Origin of the sequence: Nonomuraea sp. NPDC050547 (genome assembly GCF_044457345.1) — a bacterium.
GTDB lineage: Bacteria > Actinomycetota > Actinomycetes > Streptosporangiales > Streptosporangiaceae > Nonomuraea.
In genome coordinates this window covers 149,996-166,453 of sequence record NZ_JBITGW010000024.1, presented here as the reverse complement: position 1 = coordinate 166,453, position 16,458 = coordinate 149,996, and the positions used below count along the sequence as shown (strand labels likewise).

The window sequence follows — 16,458 nt, the reverse complement described above, 5'->3', positions numbered from 1 at the left end:
AGGAATGCTGGAGATCAAGCTGTTAGGACACCATCGTTCGGTCGACCGGGGAGAAGGCACCGCGAAAGGCGGCCGCCTGCGGCTACAGCCGGTCGCGGCCAGCCTGCTCGCCTACCTGGTGCTCCGGCGGGAGCGACCTCAGCCGCGTGACGTGGTGGCCGCGGCGTTCTGGGGTGAGCTGTCCACGGCCGAGGCCAGGCGGCGGCTGAACACCGCGCTCTGGCGGCTGCGCAGGGTGATCGAGCCCGCCCACGTGGCGCGGGGCACGTACCTGCTGGTCGAGCCGACGGGGGCGATGTCGTTCAACGGCCGCAGCGACGCCCGCGTGGACGTCGCCAGGTTCGAGGCCGCGGTCACCCCCGCGCTCGGGCCGGGGCGGGTGTCGGGGGCCGACGCCGAGCGGCTGAAGGGCGCGGTCGGCCTGTACGTCGGCGACCTGCTCGAAGGCGCCGACGACGACTGGGTCGTCCTGGAGCGCGAACGGCTGCGCGAGCTGTACCTGCGGGCCCTGGCCAGGCTCCTCACCTGGTACCGGGGCAGCGGCGATCTCGACACGGCGCTCACGTTCGGCCAGGCCATCCTCGACACCGAGCCGCTGCGCGAGGACGTGCACCGCGCCATGATCGAGATGCACGCCGAGGCGGGCCGCCGCGCGCAGGCGCTGGGCCAGTACGAGATCTGCAGGCGGCTGCTCTCCGACGAGCTGGGCGTGGACCCCCTGCCGGAGACGACGGCCGCCGCGGCCCGCATCGCCGCGGGCGCGCCCGCCGCCTGGATACCGGGGCAGGAGCACGCGCTGCGGCTGCTGGGGCAGCTCGAACGCGCGGAAGCCGAACTGCGTGGCCTCGCCGACGTGCTGGGACGCGCCGCCGACGAACTGCGCGCGCTCACCCCGCACCCGGCCGGGTGACGGCCCTGCCCAAGAGGAAAAGGCATGTCGCCTGAAGGGTGGCCGGCGGTGGAGGGAAGCCTCGGACAAGGCACACACGCGTTCCTGCTCCGCGTGTACGTGGAGGCCCGCGAGGTCCCCGGCGCCGCCCCCCGGCTGGTGGCCTGGGTCCAGGACCTGCGTACGGGGGAGGGCCGCCACCTGCGGACCGTGGCCGACATCGAGGACTTCATCCGCCGGACGCTGCACGACTCCGGCGTGGACGTCTCCGGCTGGTGGCCCGCGTGATCGACGCTTTCGGCGCGGGCGGGTGGCTTCGTGACACGGGCCCGGTCACATCTCCTGGCCGGACAGGTCCATGATCGGGCGCACCTCCACGGTGGAGGTGCGGGCGCCGGGCACCCGGGCGGCGATCTCGGCGGCCCGGTGCCCCGAGTCGCAGTCGACCACCAGGTAGCCGGACAGCTGCTCCTCCAGCGCGGCCCCGCGCGCCACGCGCACGGTCACGGTGTTCACCGGATCGGCCAGCACCCCGCCCGCGACCAGCTCGCCGGGCTCGGTCACCTCGTCCGCCAGGTCCGGCCGTTCCGCGACTTCCGGGCCGCTGTAGATCAGGATCAGGTACTTCATCAAGGGCTCCCCTCGGATCACCGGCTTCGTCCAGAAGTCGAAACCCCGGGGACTTTTTCGACATCGCCCGTCTCAGAGACTGGAAAGGCTTGCATGGACATGCAGTGGTGTGTATATATTTTTGCTCGTGTCCAAGGTTCTCACCTCCCTGCCAGTCGGCGAAAGAGTCGGGATCGCCTTTTCAGGCGGCCTCGACACCTCAGTAGCGGTCGCGTGGATGCGCGACAAGGGTGCAATCCCATGCACGTACACCGCTGACGTCGGCCAGGCCGACGAGCCCGACATCGCGTCGGTCCCCGGCCGCGCCACCGCCTACGGCGCCGAGATCGCCCGCCTGGTCGACTGCCGCGAGACGCTCGTCGAGGAAGGGCTCGCGGCGCTCGCGTGCGGCGCGTTCCACATCCGCTCAGGCGGGCGCACCTACTTCAACACCACCCCGCTCGGCCGGGCCGTCACCGGCACGCTGCTGGTGCGCGCCATGCTCGAGGACGGCGTGCAGATCTGGGGCGACGGCTCCACCTTCAAGGGCAACGACATCGAGCGGTTCTACCGGTACGGCCTGCTCGCCAACCCCTCCCTGCGCATCTACAAGCCCTGGCTGGACGCCGACTTCGTGCACGAGCTCGGCGGCCGCAAGGAGATGTCGGAGTGGCTGGTCGCGCACGCGCTGCCGTACCGCGACAGCACGGAGAAGGCGTACTCCACGGACGCCAACATCTGGGGCGCCACCCACGAGGCGAAGTCGCTCGAACACCTCGACACCGGCATCGAGATCGTTGACCCGATCATGGGCGTGCGCTTCTGGGACGCCGCCGTCGAGATCGCCGCCGAGGAGGTGACGATCGGCTTCCAGCAGGGCCGGCCGGTGTCCATCAACGGCAAGGAGTTCGCCTCCTCGGTCGACCTGGTGCTGGAGGCCAACACCATCGGCGGCCGGCACGGCCTGGGCATGTCGGACCAGATCGAGAACCGGGTCATCGAGGCCAAGAGCCGCGGCATCTACGAGGCGCCCGGCATGGCGCTGCTGCACGCGGCCTACGAGCGGCTGGTCAACGCGATCCACAACGAGGACACCCTCGCCGCCTACCACAACGACGGCCGCCGGCTGGGCCGGCTGCTGTATGAGGGCCGCTGGCTGGACCCGCAGGCGCTGATGCTGCGCGAGGCGCTGCAGCGCTGGGTGGGCACCGCCATCACCGGCGAGGTCACGCTGCGGCTGCGGCGCGGCGAGGACTACACCGTCCTCAACACCGCGGGCCCGGCCTTCAGCTACCACCCGGACAAGCTGTCGATGGAACGCGTCGAGGAGCCCGCCTTCGGCCCGGTCGACCGGATCGGCCAGCTGACCATGCGCAACCTCGACATCGCCGACTCGCGCGCCAAGCTGGAGCAGTACGCCAGGCTCGGCATGGTCGGCAGCGCGCATCCGACGCTGATCGGCGCCACGCAGACGGCGGCCAGCGGGCTGATCGGCGCGATGCCCGAGGGCGGCGCCGACGTGATCGCCGCCCGCCCCGAGGGCCCCGACGCCGACGAGCTGCTCGACAACGCCGCCATGGAGGTCGGCACCGACTGACGGTCAGTCGAGGTCGCGCACCTGGCTGACGGCTTGTTCGCGGGTGAGGCCGCTCCCGTCGGCGTACTCCTTGCCGAAGGCGGCCTCGCCCAGCTCCGCCCGCAGCCGCGCCGTCAGCGCGATCACGTCGGGATGGTGGGCGGCGGGCAGGCCGCGCAGCTGCTCGGTGGCGCCCAGCACGCGCGCCGCGCGGGCGGGCTCGCCCCTGGCCGCCCACAGCGCGGCCGCGGCCACCCCGATCGTGGCCAGCACCGGCATGTCCTTGACCGACAGCGCCTGCTCGACCGCGCCACGCACCCGCCGGGCGGCGTCGTCGACGTCGCCGAGCGCCGCCGACAGGTGGGCCCGCTGCGCCAGGATCAGCGCGTGGAACTGCGGTGCGACCACCGGCAGCCGCTCGATCGTGCGCGAGGAGATCGCGTACCGGCGGGCCGCCTCGGTCAGGTCGCCCTCGCGTCTGGCCAGGTCGCCGAGCTCCAGCTGGGCGAAGGCCACGCTGCTGGTGTTCCAGCCGCGCGGCGGCTCGGCCGCCAGCGCCTCCAGCTCGGCCCGTCCGCGCGCGGCGTCGCCCTGCAGGATGCGGGCGCCGGCCAGCCAGACCCGCTGGTGGCCGGTGGTGTTGGCCGAATCGAGGGCGCGGATCAGCTCGATCGCGGTCTCCAGCGCCGTCACCGCCCGATCGAAGTCACCCAGCAGCACGTGCGAGCCCGCCAGAATCGTCAGCGCCTGTGAACGTGCCCAGTGCTCGCCGAGCGCCGCCAGTTCGGCCTCGGCCACCAGCAGGTCGGCGCGCATGCCGAGGGAGTCGCCGCGGTTCTCCAGCAGCGCGCCCCTGGCCATGCGCAGGACCGCCCGGGTCCACGGGTCGGGGTGGTCCAGATTGCGCTCCACCGCCGCCAGCCCGAGCGCGTCGTCGTCGGTGAACAGGCCGAGCGCCGGCTCGATCAGCGCCAGCAGCGGGTGGTCGTCGCCGGGGTCGATCGCGTCGATCAGCTCCTGGACGCCCTCCACGGCCGCGCCGGGGCTGTTCGGCGCGCCGCCGAACGCGCTGTTGGTCAGGAAGACGGCCGTGGCGATGGCACGGGCTCGCACCGGCGCCGGACCGGGCACCGCCAGCGCCGTCTTCAGCCAGCCGACCGAATCGCTGTTGTTGCCCCACGTCATCCAGAACTGGCCCAGGGCCGCGGCCAGCCGTACCGCGGTGTCGGCGTCGTCGCGGGCGGCGGCGTGGTGCAGCGCGGCGAGCAGGTTGTCGTGCTCGCCGATCAGCCGGTTGATCCACTCGCGCTGGCCGCCGCCGCGCAGGTGCGGCTCCGCGGTCTCGGCCAGGCGCAGGAAGTACGCGGCGTGCGCGTCCCGAGCCGCCTCCGCACCACCGCCGGTGGCCAGGCGCTCCAGGGCGAACTCCCTGATCGTCTCCAGCATCCGGTAGCGCCCGCCCGGCGCCTGCTGCAGCAACGACTTGTCCACCAGGGCGGCCAGGGCGTCCAGCGAGGCGCCGACGCAGCCCGCCGCACCGGCGTCGAACGTGCCGGCGAACACCGACAGCCGCTCGGCCAGCGCCCGCTCGCCGTCCTCGGCGAGGTCCCAGCTCCACGCCACGACCGCGCGCAGCGTCTGGTGCCTGGGCAACGAGGTACGGCTGCCGCCGGTCAGCAGCGCGAAGCGGTCGTCGAGCCGCTCGGCCACCTGGCTCAGGGTCAGCGAGCGCAGCCGGGCCGCGGCCAGCTCGATGGCCAGCGGCAGCCCGTCGAGGCGGCGGCAGATCTCGGTCACCTGTGGTCCGGGCTCGAACGACGGGTCCGCCGCGGCCGCCCGCTCCTCGAACAGCCGCACCGCCAGGTCGAGCGGCAGTGGCCCGACCGGGGAGAGCGCCTCGCCGGCGATGCCCAGCGGCTCCCGGCTCGTGGCCAGGACGGTCAGCTCGGGGCAGCGGCCGAGCAGGTCGCCGGCCAGCCGGGCGGCGGCGTCGACGAGGTGCTCGCAGTTGTCCAGCACGAGCAGCACGGGGCCGCCGGACAGCGCCTCGGCCAGCCGTCCCATGGTGTCGCCCGGCGGCCGCCGGGGTGGCATCGCGCCCAGCACGCCCTGCACGGCCTGCGCCACGTCGCCCGGATCGCTGACCGCGGCCAGCTCCACCAGCCACACCCTCTCGCGTACGTCGTCCGCGGTCGTGGCGTCCGGGTCGAGGACGAGGGCGGCGACGGTGGCGGCCAGGCGGGTCTTGCCCGCGCCGCCCGGCCCGACGAGGGTGACCAGGCGGTGGCCGCGCAGCTGACCGAGGATGCGGTCGATCTCGGTGGTGCGGCCGACGAAGCTGGTCAGCGGGGTGCGCAGGTTGGTTTGCGGGGGTGGGGGCGGGGCGGCGCGCAGCAGGTCCAGGTGCAGGGCCCGCAGATCGGGGCCGGGGTCGGCGCCCAGCTCGCCGGCCAGTGCGCGGCGCAGGTGTTCGTAGGCGGCCAGGGCCTCGGCGGTGCGGCCCTCGGCGTGCAGGGCGCGGATGTGAAGGGCGTGCAGGCGTTCGCGCAGGGGGTGCCGGACGGTGAGCTCGCTGAGGCGCGCCACCAGCCCCGCCGCCCCGTGACGATCGGCTTCGGCGAGGTCGTCTCCCCGGGTGAGGAGGGTGAGGTCGGCTTCGGCGAGGTCTTCGAGTGCCGACAGGCGCGATTCCTCCAGGCGGGCGGCGTGGCCGGTGGCGAAGGGCGCGGCGGTGACGTCCGCGAGCGCCGGTCCGCGCCACAAGCCCAGGGCCCGGCGCAGCAGGGTCGCGGACGCGGCGGGGTCGGGGGTGGCGGCGGCCCGCCGTACCAGCTGCTCGAACTCGGCGGCGTCGGTCACGGCCGTCAGACGGTAACCACCGGGGACCGACTCCAGCGCCGACGGCGACGGCAGCGCGCGGCGCAGGCGGGAGACGAGCGACTGCACGGCGTTGGCCGGATCGGCGGGAACGGCGCCCGGCCACAGGGCGTCGGTGAGCTCTTCGAGCGTGACGGCACGGCCGCCGGCCAGGGCCAGGCGGACCAGCAGCCATCGCAGCCGGGGCCCGCCGATGGTGGCGGACCCGGCCGCGAGCGGGCCGAGGATCGCTATGCGCACCCGGTCAAGCGTGCCACTCGCCGGCGCCGCCCGGGATCGGCGACCCCTGCTCGTACGGCTCGCGCGTCAGGATGAAGGTGTTGAGGTCGAGGTGGCCGGCCTCCACCCGCAGGGTCTCGCCGGCGTAGTAGCCGTCGAGGCCGAGCCAGGTGCCGTCGGGCTGGGGGACGAAGCGCGAGCCGCGGCTGGAGTTGGCGACGGCGTTCAGCGACAGCTTGCCGTCGGGCAGCACCCGCAGGTGGAAAGGGGTCGGGCCCCAGTGCCACAGCCCGGTCACCGCCAGCAGCGCGGGGTCGGTGGCGACCGGCCGCCACTCCTCGGGCAGGCGCGGCTCGTGCTCGTCGAGGATGGCCAGCAGCTCGTTGAGCAGCTGGTAGCGCACGCCGGAGGTGGTGTTGGCCAGGAACAGCACGCCGGTGCCCGCGTTCGCGTCGGCCCACACGCCGGCCAGGAAGCCGGGCATGGAGCCGCCGTGCCCGCTCAGGCGGCGGCCGTCGATCCGGGCCAGTTGCAGGCCGAGCCCGAACCCGGCCACCCACGCGTCGCCGTCGGCCACCACGGCGGTCTCGCCCATCTCGGCCAGCGTCTCCCGCGACAGCACGCCGTCGCTCCGGCCGCCCAGGAACGCCGCCCACCTGGCCAGGTCCGCGGCGGTGGACCACAGCTGGCCGGCGGGCCCCATCGCTCCGTGGTCGTGCTCGGGCTCCTCCAGCAGCACGTCGGCCCACGGGTGGACGGCGAAGCCGGTGGCGTGCGGGGCCGCCGGGCGCAGGGTGGTGCGGGTCATGCCGAGCGGCTCCAGCACCTCCCGGCGCAGCGCCTCGTACCAGGTCATGCCGCGGTGCTTGGCGATCAGCCGGCCGAGCAGCGCGTAGCCGACGTTGGAGTAGTGGAAGGTGCGGCCGGGGCGGTGCTTGGCCTCGGCCGGGCCGATCCGGGCGAACAGGTCCTCGGCGGTGAGGCCGGGTGTGCGCTCCCACCACGCGGTCGGCGGTTCGGCCGTCAGGCCGCCGGTGTGTGAGAGCAACTGGGCGATCGTCACCTCGTCGAACGGCGTGCCCGGCACGTGCCCGCCGATCGGGTCGAGCAGGCTCAGCACGCCCTCGTCACGCAGCCGCATGACCAGGGCGGCGACCATGCTCTTGGTGATCGAGCCGAGCCGGTACTGGGTGTCGGCCGTCGGCGCGGCGCCCTCGACCTGCCCGCGGGCGCCGAACCAGGCCATCTCTCCGTCGCGGACGATCGCCGCCGCGAGCGACGGGACCCGGCACTCACTCTGCTCGACGGCGAGCCTGCGCAGCAGGGCCCGCGCCGTCGTCTCCTCAACCTGACTCATGGCAGACCAGGGTATCCGTCAGGGGATGGGGATCAGTTCGGGGCCGATCAGCTCCCCTTGGTGCGGCTGCGGGTGGGCCTGGTCGTGGTAGTAGTGGCCGGCGTACCAGATGACGAGGTTGGCGCCGTTGATGGATTCGCCGTTGACGAAGCGGTTGAGCATGGCGCGGTTGCGGGGGTCGGGGTCGCCGTCGTAGAGCTCGCCCGGGTGGTGGCGCAGGAACCACAGGTCGGAGATGCCGAAGGCGTCGGCGGTGCCGTCGAAGGGGCCGGGGTGCAGTTGCAGGCCGCGGCCGGAGGACTTGTCGCGCACCTGCCAGTACAGGGCGGGGTGGCGGCGCTTGCGGGAGGTCTCGCGGATGATCGGCACCGGTTCGGGGATGATCGAGCCGCTGTCGTTGATCTGCTCGACGACGTCGTTCTCGGCGCCGTCGAGGTCGAAGTCGAAGCGCCAGTACGCGTGGTGGCGGTGGACCTTGCAGGTCATCGGGTTGCGGGTGGCGGCGAAGCCGAAACGGGGCCTGATGGCGCCGTCGTCGCCCAGGCGCCAGTCGGAGGCGTAGCGGTACCAGCCGGCGGCCAGTTCGCTGACGATGCGCAACTGCTCGCCGTCGTGGTGGAAGGCGACGCCCTGGAAGTTGCCGGCGTCGGTGGAGGGACGCTCGATGATGGTGCGCGGCGCGGCGGTGCACAGGCGCCAGCCCCAGCCGACCGGGTCGCTGCCGGTGGCCGAGAAGCGGGTCTCGAAGCTGACGCCGTCGCGGAAGGTCGTGCCCTCCTCGTACTCGACGTTGAGGATGGGCAGGTGGGCCTGGCGCAGCAGCAGGCGGCCCTTGTAGCGGACGTTGCGCAGTTCGACGCCGGATCCGGCTCCGTCCTGGGGTGAGGAGGCGCGCGGCCGTACGACGATGAGGTTCCACAGCTCGCTCTCGCCGCGCACCACGCGCACCCGCACCTGGTCGGGGCCGCCGCGGTCGGCGAGCGCGCCGACCTCCTCCGGGACGGTGTCCTCGCAGTCGTGGTGCATCCGCACGTTGATGCCGGCCGGGGTCCAGTCGACGGTGCGGGCGTGGACGTCGACGGCGACGATGCGGTGGCGAAGGCCGGTGGGGTCACTCGGGGTGTAGAGGCCGAGGGCGGGGCGGCGGGTGGTGGTGCCGTCGGGGTTGTCCAGGTCGGCCAGGGGCGGCATGGGGCGGTAGACCACGACGTCCTCGCCCGCGGGGAAGGCCGGGTGGGCGCGCAGGACGGCGGCGGCTGCGGCGAGTTCTTCCCTGCTGGGCTCGGGGCGGGCGGCGGTGGGCGTGACCTCGGTGTGGCCGAGCCGGTCGAGGGTGCCGCTGAGCTCCAGGCCGCGGTTGCCGACCGGGTCGAAGACGGTGGCGCGGAAGGGCGCGTCGTCTCCCGGGTCGTGGCCGAGGGCCTCGGCGCCGCTGACGAGCAGGCGGCCGGGTTCGGCCACCTCCAGCTCGGCCAGGATCTCGGGATGCTCGGCCACGATCTGGCGGACACGCTCAGCCGACAGGCCGGGGCGCGCAACGGCCTCGATGATGACGCGAACCTCATCGCTCATGGACTCTCCCCGTCGAAGATGAGAAATCTCCCCGAGGTGTTCATACCGCCCCGGCCGTCGCGCCGGAAGGCCCATCAGCCGGTGGTCACCACGATCTTGCCGAACCGGGTTCCGGACTCCATGTGACGGTGCGCGGCCACGATCTCCTCCAGCGGGAAGACGCGGTCGACGACCGGGCGGAAGGCGCCGGCGCGCAGGCCCGCGCCGACGAAGGCGATGGCCCTGGCGAGCCGGCGCGGGTCCCTGGTCGTCTCCATCATCGTGTACGTACGCAGGTTCAGGGCGGGCATGCCCAGGTCGAAGCCCGGGTAGGGCGTGGGCAGGCCGCTCAGCGCGCCGTACAGGAAGTGGGTGCCGCCGGGGGCGGCGGCTCTGGCCAGGTCGGTGACGCCGGGGCCGGCGACGGCGTCGAAGACGTACTCGGCGCCGCGGCCGGCGGTCAGCTCCAGCACGCGCCCGGCCACGTCCTGCTCGGAGACGATCACCTCGGCCGCGCCCTCCTCGATGAGCCGCTCCCGCTTGGCGCCGGTGCGGGTCACGGCGACGGGGACGGCGCCCACGCGCAGCGCGGTGTGGATCGCGGCCAGCCCGACGCTGCTGGACGCCGCGTTGATCACCACCGTGTCCCCGGCCCGCAGGCCGCCCACCTCGACCAGCGCGCCGTAGGCGGTGACGTAGGGCATCCAGACGGCCGCGCCGGAGATCGCGTCCACGTCCGCGGGGCGGTGCACCAGCGCCGCGGCGGGCACGATGGCCCGTTCGGCGTAGACGCCGTAGTCGTTGGCGGAGAAGGCGGGCACCACGCTGACCGCCTGCCCGGCGGCGAACCCCGCCGCGTGCGGCCCGACGGGTGGCCCGACCGCCTCGATCACCCCTGCGGCCTCGGCCCCGAGCCGCGCGGGCAGATCCTTGACCGGCTCGATGTAGTGGCCGCCGCGGAACAACGCCTCCGCCCGGTTGACGCCGATCGCCTCCACCCGCAGGAGCACCTCGCCGGGCCCCGGCTCCCCGGGATCGACGTCCTCCAGCCGCATCACCTCGGGGCCGCCGATCTCGTGGAAACGCACCGTTCTCGTCATGGCCACCACTGTGGGACAGAAGTACGATGGCTGTCAAACTTCGATGTCTGTCGTACTATGGGGCCATGGCCCGCACCCCGCCCCACCCCGACACCTTCGACCTCCAGCAGGTGCTCGAAGCCCTCGTCGATCCGGTACGGCGCAGCATCGTCACCCAGCTCGACGCCTCCGGCCAGGACATCAAATGCGGCGCGTTCGACATCCCGGTCAGCAAGTCCACCGCCACCCACCACTTCAACGTGCTGCGCGAGGCGGGCCTGATCCGGCAGCACTACGTCGGCACCTCGCGCATGAACACCCTGCGCAGGGCCGAACTCGACGACGCCTTCCCCGGCCTGATCGACGCCCTCATCACCCGCCCCGCCGGACGCTGACGGCGTCGAAGGCGTCCAGGATCAGCCCGGCCGCGTCGATGCGGCGGCCGCCGTCCGGGCGTGGCCACACGTGCCCGGCGCCGCCGATCGTGTACAGCCGCAGGCTCGCCCGGTGACGGCAGTCCTTCCAGGTGCGCAGCCGTACGCCGGTCCTGACCTTGGAGGTGGCGGGCTCGGCGCAGCCCATGATGCGCGCCCACCGGCGGGCGGCGCCTTCCACCGAGGCCAGCCGTACCAGCTTGGCCAGGGTCCGCAGCCGCGAGGGCGCCCGCGAGAACGGATGCCCGCCCCGGTAGGGGACGGTGCCGTCGCCGGTGCCGTGGAAGGCCACGATCGTGGTGGGCGCCGCCTCCTCGCAGGGCGGCACGATGGTGAGCCCGCCCACCGGCGCGACGGCGGCCAGCCGGCCCTTCATCGCGCAGACCAGCGCCATGGCCATCCCGGCGCCGTAGCTCATGCCGGCGGCGAACTGCCGGTCCTTGTCCGCGCATCCCGAGGCGACGAGCTTGTCGAGCAGCGCGGTCAGGAAGCCGGTGTCGTCGGGGCCGTAGTAGCCGGGCAGCGTCCAGGCCATGCGGTAGCGGGCCACCTGCGGGGTGACCACCGCGTACCCGCGCGCGGCGCCGGCCTCGGGCAGGCGGCTCTTCTCCGCCTGGCGGCCGGCGTTGGAGCCGAGGCCGTGCAGGTTCAGCACCATCGGCCAGGGGCCCTTGCCCTTGCCGGGTAGTGACAGCAGGTAGGTGCGTTCCTCGCCGGCGAAGCGCAGGCTGTGCCGTCCCGGCTTCAGCACGCACTCGGCCTTGGCGGTGGGGGCGGGCGGGGCGGGGCTGCTCGTGCAGGCAGCCGTCAGGAGTACGGCCGGCAGCGCGCAGAGGACCCGTCTCACCATCCACCGATCATCACACGGCTTTCAGGTGGCGAACCGGGGATCCTGCCTGCCGCCGTAGATGACCGTCATCGTGAAGCGCACCGGCTCGGCGCCCGGGTTGGCGTAGACGTGCGGCCGGTCCCCGCGCATCCGCAGCGCGTCGCCGGGCCCGAGCGAGAACGCCGCTCCGCCCACCGTCACCGCCAGCTCTCCCGTGTTGACGTGCAGAAGCTCGCCGGTGCCCTCGGGGTGGCCGGGGGAGCGCACCTCCTCGCCCGGCGCGATGAGGAAGTCCCACAACTCGGCCCGCCCGTCGTTGATGAGCAGCCGCGCCCGCCCGCCGGCTCCGGCGGGGCGGATCGCCACCTCCGCGGCGCGCACCACGTGGCCCAGTTCCTCCGGCGGCTCGACGAGGCGGCCGACGGAGACGCCCAGCGTGGAGCAGATCCGGGCGAGGGTGGCGATGCTCGGATTGGTCCGGCCGGTCTCGATCTGCTGGAGCATGCCGCGGCTGACCCCCGAACGTGCGGCCAGGTCCTCCAGCCGCCAGCCGCGGGCCTGCCGGGCCGCGCGGAGGTTGGCGGCGAGCGCGCGGCTGATCGGCTCTGCGGGATCCATGTACACACTATATTGCGTCTATGGCGCAATATAGTGCATCTGTTCGCCGGTTACTCGTGTCGGGGCTGGTCGACTATCTGGGCGCCGGGTTGTTCCTGGCCTTCTCCGTCGTGTACTTCACCCAGCTCGTCGGCCTGACCATCGCCCAGGTCGGGCTCGGTATGGGGGCGGCCGGATGCGTGGCCATGGCCGCTGCGACGCCGCTCGGACGGCTGGCCGACCGGGTCGGGGTACGCCGCATGCTGGTGGCGCTTCACCTGGTGCGGGCCGGCGGCACCGCCGCGTACGCGGTCGTGGGGGAGTTCGGGGGCTTCGTGGCCGCCGTGACCGTGGTCACCGTGGCCGACCAGGCGATCGCGGCGCTGACCCAGGCGTTCGTGGGGGAACTGGCCGATGAGGAACAGCGGGGGCGCGTCATGGCCGCCTATCGCGCGATCGCCAACATCGGGATCAGCATCGGCGGGCCGCTCGGCGGGCTGCTGACCGGAGCCTCCGGACGCTCGGCCTTTCAGGTGACGTTGCTGGTCAACGCGCTGGCGTACCTGCTGACCGCGCTGCTGGTCCGCACGATCGGCCGGCGCGGCACCACCGCGCCCGCCCCCGCGCCCGCCCCCGTCCGGCGCTCGCGCGCCCTGCGCGACCGCCGGCTGCTGGCCTTCGCCGGCATCGACACCGTGCTGCAGTTGTGGCTGCCGATACTGAACCTGGGTTTCCCGCTGTGGCTGATCGCCGACGGGCAGGTGCCACGAGCCTGGATCGGGCCGCTGTACGCGATCAACACGGTGCTGGGCGTGGCGCTCATGGTGCCTTCCGCCCGGTTCACCGCCTCGGTCAAGGCGGCCAGGCGCTGCCAGGTGGCGGGAGCCGTCGCGCTGGCGGCCGCCTGCCTGGCGTTCTGGGCGTCCTGGTTCCCGGTGGCGATCGTGGTGCTGACGGTCGGCGAGATCGCGGTGGTGGCCGCGGCTTGGACCCTGTCGTACGCGTTGGCCCCCGGCGAACGCCGCGCGGAGTACCTCGCGGCGTTCGGCATGGGCCGCTCGTTCGGCCGCTACGTGCTCGGCCCGCTCCTGGTCACCGGCTTGCTGCAGGCCGTGGGCGGGCTGACGTGGGCGATCCTGGCCGCGCTCTTCTGCGTGGCCGCTCTGGCCACGCTCGTGCCGGGCGACCCCGGCACGTGAGCGGTCAGATCCTGCTCAGCGCGCGGGCCAGGATGGTCGCCGTCTTCGCGATCACCGTGTTGTCGACCGAGGGCTGGTCCCGGTTGGTGTAGACGGAGATGATGATCGGCGCGCCCGACTTGCCCGGCCAGGCGACCGCGATGTCGTTGCCGGCGCCGATCTCGGTGTTGGTGCCGGTCTTGTCGCCGATGAGCCAGGACTTGGGCAGGCCGGCGCGGATGCGCTCGTCACCGGTCTTGGTCGCGATCAGCCAGCCGTTCAGCCGCTCGCGGTCCTTGGGGTGCAGCGCCTTGCCCGCGGTGAGCTTGACCATGTCGCGTGAGATGGCCGCGGGCGTGGTGGTGTCGCGCCGCTCCTTCGGGTTCCAGTCGTTGAGCTCGGTCTCCCAGCGGTCCAGGCGGGAGATCGGGTCCTTCAGCGTGCGGAAGTACCGGGTCAGGCCGGACGGGCCGCCGATCTGCTTGAGCACCATGTTGCCGGCGGTGTTGTCGCTCAGCGTGATGGTCGCCTCGCACAGCTGCGCGACCGTCAGCCCGTCCTCGACATGCTTCTCGGTGGTCGGGGAGTTGGGCTTAAGATCCGCCTTCGTCCACTTCACCACCTTCTCCATCAGCCCGGGTTCGACGGTGCGCGCCCGGTGCAGCGCCGCCCCGCACAACGGCGCCTTGAACGTCGACAGCAGCGGGAACCTCTCACCCGCCCGGTAACCGAACGTCCTGCCGCTGCCCGTGTCGATCGCGAAGGCGCCGATGCGGCCGCCGAAGGCCACCTCCAGCGCGCGCAGTTCCTTGCGCGCACTGGCCTCCGGCGACTCCTTCGCCTGTACGGCCGGCGCCGTCGTCACACCACCGGCCAGGAGCGCGGCGGCCAGCGCGAGACCGGCTGAGATACGAGAGATGCGCATAGGGCGTGATTTCCTTGCTGATCGCTTGACTGAACGGCAGGAGCCAAACAGGCAAGGCGTCGCCCTGTCCAATAGCGATATCGTCGGCGCACCCATATCCAGTGAGATATCACCACAGGTCCATGGGCGCGCCGGCACGATCAGAGCCAGGTGATCAGCAGATCAAGACGGTAGGTCTTGAAGGGACCGATCTTGACCTTCCGTACACACCGGTACTCCTTGGCCAGCTTCTTGCCGGTCGTGTAGAACTTCCCGGCGGCCTTGCACTGCCACTTCGTTGGGTAGTGCCCGTAGGTGACCCAGCGGGCCATCTGGACGGAGGCCGCCGCGGCCGCGGGCTGCGGAGCCGCCTGGACCGCCGCGGGCGCGCTGAGCCCGAGGGCGGCGACGGCGACGAACGCGGCCGCGCCGATGCGGACCCTTCTGTTCATGACTTCGCCCTTTCAGCAGGTGACGGTCTTGTCGTAGCTGGACAGCGGCGTGCCCCACTTCCAGGCCCTGACGCTGCCCTTGCCCATGCCGTAGCAGGGGCTGTCGGGGCCGCGCTTGATGATCACCTTGACCCACATCTTCTTGTTGCAGGTGTTGCGCAGGATGATCGTTTTGTGGAACGTGCTGACGTAGCGCGCGACGCAGGCCGGGGCCGTACCCAGCGCCGAGAAGGCCGCGGTGGCCGACGTAGCGGCGGATCCCGCGCCGGAGACGCCCGCGGCGTGCGCCGGCACGCTGACGAGCAGTCCCACGGCGATGGAGGTGGCCGCGAGCGATCCGAACAGCTTCACTCTCATGTCGCCTTCCTCTCCTTGATGGAGCGAAAGGTAGGGCGGCCGATGTTGAGAACGTGTTGAGGATCCGCTGAGGCCCACGGCATCCCGAAACTTGACCGCCTCTGGACGGAAAGGCGTCCATAGGACGCCGGGCGCAGGGAAGACATGGAGGTGGCAGGCAGCCGCGATCGCTGAATGAAGGCGGTAAAGAACATGTCCGACTGGCGCGAACTGGCCCGGCAGAACGTCCCGTTCCACCAATGGCCGCTGGACGCGAAGATGGCGGCCGTACAGGACCACACCGCGGCGGTCTTCAGGGGAACGCCCACCGTGGAGGACTGGGAGCTTTTCAAACTCCAGCACCCCTACGTCGCGCAGTTCGCGCAGTTCGTCACCACGATCACGATGACCAACCTCACTCCCGAAGAGCCCCAGCCGCCGACGACGGCCAGGGCGACGTTCACGGGGCCGTTTCAGTACGAGGCGCCCGCGGGTTCACGCACCCGATGGGGGGCCGTCGTTTCTCATAGCGGCGTTCCCGCGAACGGGGATGCGATCTTCGAATTGTTCGGAAGCCTGGGACAGGTGGACCTGAAGCGCATCCGGCTCAACTCGGGATCGGCCAGCTACACGACCGTGAGCCTTCCTCCGGCGCAATACATGCTCCGCGCGCGTTACGAACCGCTCGACAGCGGCCTGACGCCTTCGGCCCAGTTGGTCTTCCTCACCGTGCACTGATCTGGGCGGCACACTCAGGTGCGGGGAGCATGCCGCGATGGTGGCGCGGGCGGGACGGGTGCGGGAGACTGCCTCGATGGCTGCTGAATATGCCCAGAGTGACCAGTTCCGTGGTGCCCGCATCCACCTGTGCGACCTTGCCGGTCTCGAGATCCGCGACTGCGAGGTCAGCGGCCTGAAGATCGTCGACTGCTATGGGGGCGACGTCTACCTCGGAGGCGCCTTCGAGCGTGTCGTGGTCAACGACGTCGACGTGACCGCCTATGTCGAGGCCGAACTCGACCGGCTGCACCCCACGCGGGTGCTGGCGCGTGACGCCGCGTCCCCCGACGACTACCGGGCCGCCTGGGAGGCCATCGAGACGCTGTGGGCGGCGACACTCGACCGCGCCGGTCTGCTGCCCGAGGCCCAGCTGCACGAGCGGGTCAACGGCGAGTGGTCGTTCGTGGAGACGCAACGGCACCTGCTGATGGCCGGCGATGCCTGGCTCGGCAATGCCGTGCTGGAGGAGGAGACGCCGTACCACCCGTTGGGCCTGCCTCACGGCGGGATGCCGCCCGAGGCGGCGGCCAAGCTCGGTCTCACCCTCGAAGCCACCCCGACGCTCGGCGAGGTGCTCGCGCCGCGGCGCGCCCGCATGGCCACGATGCGGCGGGTCGTCGACGGGCTCACCGAGGCCGAGCTCGACCGGGTGTGCGGCCGCAGGCCGGCGGACCCGTATCCCGACCAGGAGTACGTCGTGCGCCGCTGCCTCAAGGTGGTGCTGAAGGAGGAGGCCGAGCATCACCGTTACGCGGTGCGCGACCTCGCCGTGCTCGAGGCCGGTGCCTGAA

The 16,458-nt window shown here is 72.5% G+C and carries 17 protein-coding genes; 7 read left to right on the top strand and 10 right to left on the bottom strand.

Annotation, left to right across the window (positions count from 1 at the left end):
• The first annotated feature begins 4 nt into the window (after positions 1-4).
• Positions 5-910, top strand: coding sequence for a BTAD domain-containing putative transcriptional regulator (locus tag ACIBHY_RS46135; protein ID WP_397252972.1), 906 nt, complete (start codon positions 5-7; stop codon positions 908-910).
• 24 nt (positions 911-934) lie between these two features.
• Entirely contained in the window at positions 935-1,177 is a 243-nt protein-coding gene (locus ACIBHY_RS46130; protein WP_397310050.1) for a hypothetical protein, read from the top strand.
• A 45-nt stretch (positions 1,178-1,222) separates the two neighbouring features.
• Here the strand turns inward: ACIBHY_RS46130 and ACIBHY_RS46125 are convergent, their stop codons facing one another.
• Positions 1,223-1,519, bottom strand: coding sequence for a YciI family protein (locus ACIBHY_RS46125; protein WP_397310049.1), 297 nt, complete (start codon positions 1,517-1,519; stop codon positions 1,223-1,225).
• Between the two features lie 127 nt (positions 1,520-1,646).
• Between ACIBHY_RS46125 and argG the strand changes: the two genes are divergently transcribed.
• Complete coding sequence (argG, locus tag ACIBHY_RS46120; protein ID WP_397252975.1) at positions 1,647-3,095, top strand: argininosuccinate synthase; 1,449 nt, start codon at positions 1,647-1,649, stop codon at positions 3,093-3,095.
• Between the two features lie 3 nt (positions 3,096-3,098).
• Here argG and ACIBHY_RS46115 read toward each other — a convergent pair whose 3' ends face one another.
• The 4 genes from ACIBHY_RS46115 to ACIBHY_RS46100 form a co-directional block, all read right to left on the bottom strand.
• Positions 3,099-6,191, bottom strand: a complete 3,093-nt coding sequence (locus tag ACIBHY_RS46115) for a BTAD domain-containing putative transcriptional regulator (RefSeq protein ID WP_397310048.1) — start codon at positions 6,189-6,191, stop codon at positions 3,099-3,101.
• Between the two features lie 4 nt (positions 6,192-6,195).
• A complete protein-coding gene (locus ACIBHY_RS46110) occupies positions 6,196-7,527 on the bottom strand; it encodes a serine hydrolase domain-containing protein (protein ID WP_397310047.1) in 1,332 nt (443 codons plus the stop codon).
• 18 nt (positions 7,528-7,545) lie between these two features.
• Positions 7,546-9,099, bottom strand: a complete 1,554-nt coding sequence (locus ACIBHY_RS46105) for a hypothetical protein (protein ID WP_397252978.1) — start codon at positions 9,097-9,099, stop codon at positions 7,546-7,548.
• Between the two features lie 74 nt (positions 9,100-9,173).
• The gene (locus ACIBHY_RS46100) at positions 9,174-10,178 is read right to left on the bottom strand and encodes a zinc-dependent alcohol dehydrogenase family protein (RefSeq protein ID WP_397310046.1); all 1,005 of its coding nucleotides are present in this window, start codon (positions 10,176-10,178) and stop codon (positions 9,174-9,176) included.
• A gap of 65 nt (positions 10,179-10,243) precedes the next feature.
• On the opposite strand from ACIBHY_RS46100, the gene ACIBHY_RS46095 reads away from it, so the two are divergent.
• Positions 10,244-10,552, top strand: coding sequence for an ArsR/SmtB family transcription factor (locus tag ACIBHY_RS46095; RefSeq protein WP_397310045.1), 309 nt, complete (start codon positions 10,244-10,246; stop codon positions 10,550-10,552).
• On the opposite strand, the gene ACIBHY_RS46090 is transcribed toward ACIBHY_RS46095, so the two are convergent.
• Complete coding sequence (locus tag ACIBHY_RS46090) at positions 10,530-11,441, bottom strand: alpha/beta hydrolase family esterase (RefSeq protein WP_397252981.1); 912 nt, start codon at positions 11,439-11,441, stop codon at positions 10,530-10,532. The genes ACIBHY_RS46095 and ACIBHY_RS46090 overlap by 23 nt on opposite strands.
• Positions 11,442-11,462: 21 nt before the next feature.
• Positions 11,463-12,038, bottom strand: coding sequence for a helix-turn-helix domain-containing protein (locus ACIBHY_RS46085; protein WP_397252982.1), 576 nt, complete (start codon positions 12,036-12,038; stop codon positions 11,463-11,465).
• Positions 12,039-12,058: 20 nt separating this feature from the next.
• Between ACIBHY_RS46085 and ACIBHY_RS46080 the strand changes: the two genes are divergently transcribed.
• Complete coding sequence (locus ACIBHY_RS46080) at positions 12,059-13,216, top strand: MFS transporter (RefSeq protein WP_397310044.1); 1,158 nt, start codon at positions 12,059-12,061, stop codon at positions 13,214-13,216.
• A gap of 4 nt (positions 13,217-13,220) precedes the next feature.
• Here ACIBHY_RS46080 and bla read toward each other — a convergent pair whose 3' ends face one another.
• The 3 genes from bla to ACIBHY_RS46065 all read right to left on the bottom strand — a co-directional run bounded on the left by bla (position 13,221) and on the right by ACIBHY_RS46065 (position 14,908).
• The gene (gene bla / locus ACIBHY_RS46075; protein WP_397252984.1) at positions 13,221-14,120 is read right to left on the bottom strand and encodes a class A beta-lactamase; all 900 of its coding nucleotides are present in this window, start codon (positions 14,118-14,120) and stop codon (positions 13,221-13,223) included.
• A gap of 140 nt (positions 14,121-14,260) precedes the next feature.
• Positions 14,261-14,551, bottom strand: a complete 291-nt coding sequence (locus ACIBHY_RS46070) for a hypothetical protein (protein ID WP_397310043.1) — start codon at positions 14,549-14,551, stop codon at positions 14,261-14,263.
• Positions 14,552-14,563: 12 nt separating this feature from the next.
• Positions 14,564-14,908: a hypothetical protein gene (locus ACIBHY_RS46065; protein WP_397310042.1), complete on the bottom strand. Its 345-nt coding sequence runs from the start codon at positions 14,906-14,908 to the stop codon at positions 14,564-14,566.
• Positions 14,909-15,082: 174 nt separating this feature from the next.
• Between ACIBHY_RS46065 and ACIBHY_RS46060 the strand changes: the two genes are divergently transcribed.
• Together ACIBHY_RS46060 and ACIBHY_RS46055 are read left to right on the top strand one after the other, a co-directional pair.
• The gene (locus tag ACIBHY_RS46060; protein ID WP_397252987.1) at positions 15,083-15,625 is read left to right on the top strand and encodes a hypothetical protein; all 543 of its coding nucleotides are present in this window, start codon (positions 15,083-15,085) and stop codon (positions 15,623-15,625) included.
• A 76-nt stretch (positions 15,626-15,701) separates the two neighbouring features.
• Positions 15,702-16,457 (top strand): DinB family protein, encoded by a 756-nt coding sequence (locus ACIBHY_RS46055; protein ID WP_397310041.1) that lies wholly within the window; start codon positions 15,702-15,704, stop codon positions 16,455-16,457.
• The last annotated feature ends 1 nt before the right edge of the window (position 16,458 follow it).

What these genes read in the sequence shown, in the direction of transcription:
- ACIBHY_RS46135 (WP_397252972.1), top strand. Translation starts at nt 5, where the DNA reads ATGCTGGAGATCAAGCTGTTAGGACACCATCGTTCGGTCGACCGGGGA.
- ACIBHY_RS46130 (WP_397310050.1), top strand. Translation starts at nt 935, where the DNA reads ATGTCGCCTGAAGGGTGGCCGGCGGTGGAGGGAAGCCTCGGACAAGGC.
- ACIBHY_RS46125 (WP_397310049.1), bottom strand. Translation starts at nt 1,519, where the DNA reads ATGAAGTACCTGATCCTGATCTACAGCGGCCCGGAAGTCGCGGAACGG.
- ACIBHY_RS46110 (WP_397310047.1), bottom strand. Translation starts at nt 7,527, where the DNA reads ATGAGTCAGGTTGAGGAGACGACGGCGCGGGCCCTGCTGCGCAGGCTC.
- ACIBHY_RS46105 (WP_397252978.1), bottom strand. Translation starts at nt 9,099, where the DNA reads ATGAGCGATGAGGTTCGCGTCATCATCGAGGCCGTTGCGCGCCCCGGC.
- ACIBHY_RS46100 (WP_397310046.1), bottom strand. Translation starts at nt 10,178, where the DNA reads ATGACGAGAACGGTGCGTTTCCACGAGATCGGCGGCCCCGAGGTGATG.
- ACIBHY_RS46095 (WP_397310045.1), top strand. Translation starts at nt 10,244, where the DNA reads ATGGCCCGCACCCCGCCCCACCCCGACACCTTCGACCTCCAGCAGGTG.
- ACIBHY_RS46090 (WP_397252981.1), bottom strand. Translation starts at nt 11,441, where the DNA reads ATGGTGAGACGGGTCCTCTGCGCGCTGCCGGCCGTACTCCTGACGGCT.
- ACIBHY_RS46085 (WP_397252982.1), bottom strand. Translation starts at nt 12,038, where the DNA reads ATGGATCCCGCAGAGCCGATCAGCCGCGCGCTCGCCGCCAACCTCCGC.
- ACIBHY_RS46080 (WP_397310044.1), top strand. Translation starts at nt 12,059, where the DNA reads ATGGCGCAATATAGTGCATCTGTTCGCCGGTTACTCGTGTCGGGGCTG.
- bla (WP_397252984.1), bottom strand. Translation starts at nt 14,120, where the DNA reads ATGCGCATCTCTCGTATCTCAGCCGGTCTCGCGCTGGCCGCCGCGCTC.
- ACIBHY_RS46070 (WP_397310043.1), bottom strand. Translation starts at nt 14,551, where the DNA reads ATGAACAGAAGGGTCCGCATCGGCGCGGCCGCGTTCGTCGCCGTCGCC.
- ACIBHY_RS46065 (WP_397310042.1), bottom strand. Translation starts at nt 14,908, where the DNA reads ATGAGAGTGAAGCTGTTCGGATCGCTCGCGGCCACCTCCATCGCCGTG.
- ACIBHY_RS46060 (WP_397252987.1), top strand. Translation starts at nt 15,083, where the DNA reads ATGAAGGCGGTAAAGAACATGTCCGACTGGCGCGAACTGGCCCGGCAG.
- ACIBHY_RS46055 (WP_397310041.1), top strand. Translation starts at nt 15,702, where the DNA reads ATGGCTGCTGAATATGCCCAGAGTGACCAGTTCCGTGGTGCCCGCATC.